Genomic DNA, 3,224 nt, shown 5'->3' with positions numbered 1-3,224 from the left:
CCCAGTAAGACAGCTTGACTTTGCCGGCCAGAAAGAGGCAGACCAGCGAGACGAGGGTCCAAAACATCAATAACCCCGACTTTGTAACATCCTGGTACCTGTAGAAGACCTCCATTGCGTTGTCCATAGCGGTCGGAGGGTTCACTAAGGCCCTCACTATCACTTGCAGGGCCGAGGCGATCCCGAGAATGAGGCTGCCGTAGATCAGGATTCTCAGGTCCTTCCTGGTGCGAACCAGATTCGGTATCAGGAGCGCAAGAAGGTAGTAAAGCATCACCTTGAATCTGTGAACGGCCGTGAAGAAGTCGTAAGAATACAGTATCTTGCCTGCAACCAGGCTGGCCGCTCCCACGGCCACGAAGATGATTATCGGTGCATCCAAGGGAGTCCTGACAAGTCGCACATCTGGCTGCAGCACGGTCCTCAAGATGGCAATGAGCACCAGGACAAACAGAATCAGATCAGGGACGTGTATGCTCCCGACGTTCGTGAACGGCAGGACGCTGCCGTAGGGGATAAAGCATGTGCAGCCCATGACGCCGAGGATCCCGTAAACGGGATAGAAGTAAACCAGGAGCCCAAGTCCAAGGACCGTAAACAAGCCGAGTGACACGATGGTCCCCGCTCTCAATACAAACAGCCCCAGCAAAAGTCCCGAAGTGACTGCCAGCGGGATCGTCAGGTTGTTTCTAGTCCTATCAGCGCGCTGCACTCTTTCCCGTTCCTCCTGAATTGAATTGCTCTAACCGGTGGGTGGGCTCATGCCGGAAAATTCTTAACCGTCTCTATCACTTTGTCGATGTCCCGTTGGCTCATATCAGGATAAAGAGGAAGCGTGACAATGCTTTTCCACACGCTCTCTGCTGTGGGCAAGCACCTGCGGTAGTCTTTGAACAGCTCATACAAGTGGTTGGGAAAGTAGTGGACCGAGGAAGAGATCCCGTTCTCCTGGAGGTATTGGATGAATCGGTCCCTGTCTTTCACCTTGGCGACGTAGTTGTGACATGCGCTCTTGGCATATTCTCTTTCGACCGGCGTTTCAAACCATCCCAGGCCGGCGAAATTCTCGTTGTAAATCTTCACGATCTCTCTGCGCCTGGCATTCAGCCTTTCGAGCTTTCGTAACTGTACCAGCCCGATAGAGGCCGTAATGTCGTTCATGTGGCACTTGTAGCCGATCTCTTCCACTGTGTACGACCACGAATACTTGTCGTCTATCTCGGATCTGTTCCACGTGTCCTTGGAAATCCCCATCCACCTGAGCTTCCTCAGTCTTGAATCGTGCTCTTCGTTGTCGAGCGTGATCATCCCTCCATCACCTGTGGCGAGGTTCTTCACCGCATGGAAGCTGAAACACCCGATATCCCCGATGGACCCCAGCATCCTCCCCTTGTACTGTCCGCCGCAGGCATGAGCGGCGTCTTCGATGGCCCTGATGCCGCGGTCCCGTGCGAGCTCCATGATCGGGTCCATATCGCAGGCATGTCCCCCGTAGTGCATCACCACGACGGCTCTTGTTTTCTTGGTAATCCTTTTCTCTATCTCACCGACATCGATGTTCAGGGTATCGCGTTCTATGTCTGCAAACACCGGAACCGCGCCGTTGTAAAGGATCGCCATATTCGTGGAGACAAACGTGAGGGGTGTCGTTATGACCTCACCTCCCTCAACGTCCATGACCTTGAGGGCGAGGTGAAGGCCTGCTGTGGCGGAGTTCACACCCACGGCATGCTTCGCCCCTATGAACTCTGCAAATCGATTTTCGAATTCCCTTGTTTTCGGCCCAAGACCGACCCAGCCGGTCGAAAACGGCTCTCTCAGGGCCCTCAGTTCTTCTTCATCGTATGACGGTTTGAATACTGGAATCATGATCTTCTTCTCCTGATTCTGGGCGCTGGTCGGCGCCCTTCGTGGAACAACCCCACTACTTCCCCTGTACCATATCAAGCGTAGTGGACCGTGATCCTGGTGTCTCCCTCCGGCAGATTCACAGTCGCGTACTCAAACCCATGAAGGCCGAGTCTACCGTATCCGGCCTTCGTGTCTTCCACGGTGATCTCGGAGACACGTCGCTCGTTCCAGGACCAGGGAACATAGATGGGGAGTTCGTATTTCTCGCACCTGTTTCTCACCGTGAACGAGAAGACCCCGGCCGCTCGGTCCCACTCGAGGTTCTCGATCTTGCTGAGCTCCCGCTGCCTCCAAAACTCGCACAGCCTCCAGGTATGCCTTGTCTGCGATCTTCCAACTGTGGGCCGCAAAGTTGAAAACACCGATGTACCTGTCTAGCATCTCCTCGATCAGTCGGAGACTCTTTTCGGGAGTCTGGTAAAGATCCTTGATCCATGCAACGACGGGCACTTCAAGGATCGCCAGAGGCTGCCCGTCACGATCCAGGGGATGAAAGGGGAAACCACTGCCTAGGATCCATGTCAAGCAGGCCTCTCCGCCCCAGTTCCATGTGGAGTCGTATGCGTATCCCAGCTCGTCGAGCCTCTCCCAATCCACCTCCCGGTCGACCCACCCGAGCTGGTGGCCACGGTGGCCAATGGGAGCAGTGCCGAAGCGTGCCAGGAAACTCCTGTGTACCTGGTCATAGTCGCCCAGAAACACGGGCTTGATGTGAGTCCCCGTGTCCCAGCCCGCTTCCCTCAAAGCCTGGTAGCTTTTCTTGGAAAAACCGATATACCCTGTGAGGCCTGTCTTGCCTTTCACCGGTCCAAGGGACGGCAGGATGAACGCCGAACCGGCGGCACCGTAACTCTTGAACAGGTCGATAAGACTACGGGTCTGCGCTTCATGATTCCCAAAGTATCCGACGATCTCTTTGAATATTCTCCCGGCTGAAGGGCCGATTCTTGCCAAGGCCTTTTTCACTCCTCCGGCCCGTCCAAGGCCCCCTGTAAATTCAAAGAGAGCCGACTTCAGCGGCCTTCCAGACGGGCAGAAATCGTCGAAGCTGAAGGTGACCACGTTTCGGTAGCCGAAGGGGAAATACCCAAGGCGGGGTATGGGTCTGTCAAGCCTGCACAGTTCGCTGATTATGAACCGCGTCAAGAACCCGATCAAGAGGTCTAATTGTGGTCGGACCAAGAGCTCTCTCTTCACCCCCGAGAGTGCGATCCTCTCCGCACTACCCATGTCCGCCGACGACACAGGGGAGTTTCTCCGCTGGTGGAACCAGGCGATCAGGGTGCCCAGGGGAAACAAAAAGATCAAAGCTT

At 55.2% G+C, this 3,224-nt stretch carries 3 protein-coding genes; all 3 read right to left on the bottom strand.

The window, feature by feature from the left end:
• Positions 1–712, bottom strand: a 712-nt coding sequence (locus tag JRJ26_20670) for a hypothetical protein (protein MBW2059904.1), incomplete at its 3' end; no start/stop codon positions are given.
• 47 nt (positions 713–759) lie between these two features.
• Positions 760–1,869 (bottom strand): DegT/DnrJ/EryC1/StrS family aminotransferase, encoded by a 1,110-nt coding sequence (locus JRJ26_20665; protein ID MBW2059903.1) that lies wholly within the window; start codon positions 1,867–1,869, stop codon positions 760–762.
• 153 nt (positions 1,870–2,022) lie between these two features.
• The gene (locus JRJ26_20660; GenBank protein ID MBW2059902.1) at positions 2,023–3,156 is read right to left on the bottom strand and encodes a hypothetical protein; all 1,134 of its coding nucleotides are present in this window, start codon (positions 3,154–3,156) and stop codon (positions 2,023–2,025) included.
• Positions 3,157–3,224: the final 68 nt, after the last annotated feature.

This window comes from Deltaproteobacteria bacterium (genome assembly GCA_019308905.1).
GTDB lineage: Bacteria > Desulfobacterota > BSN033 > WVXP01 > WVXP01 > JAFDHF01.
This window is presented reverse-complemented; position numbering and strand designations above follow the sequence as displayed.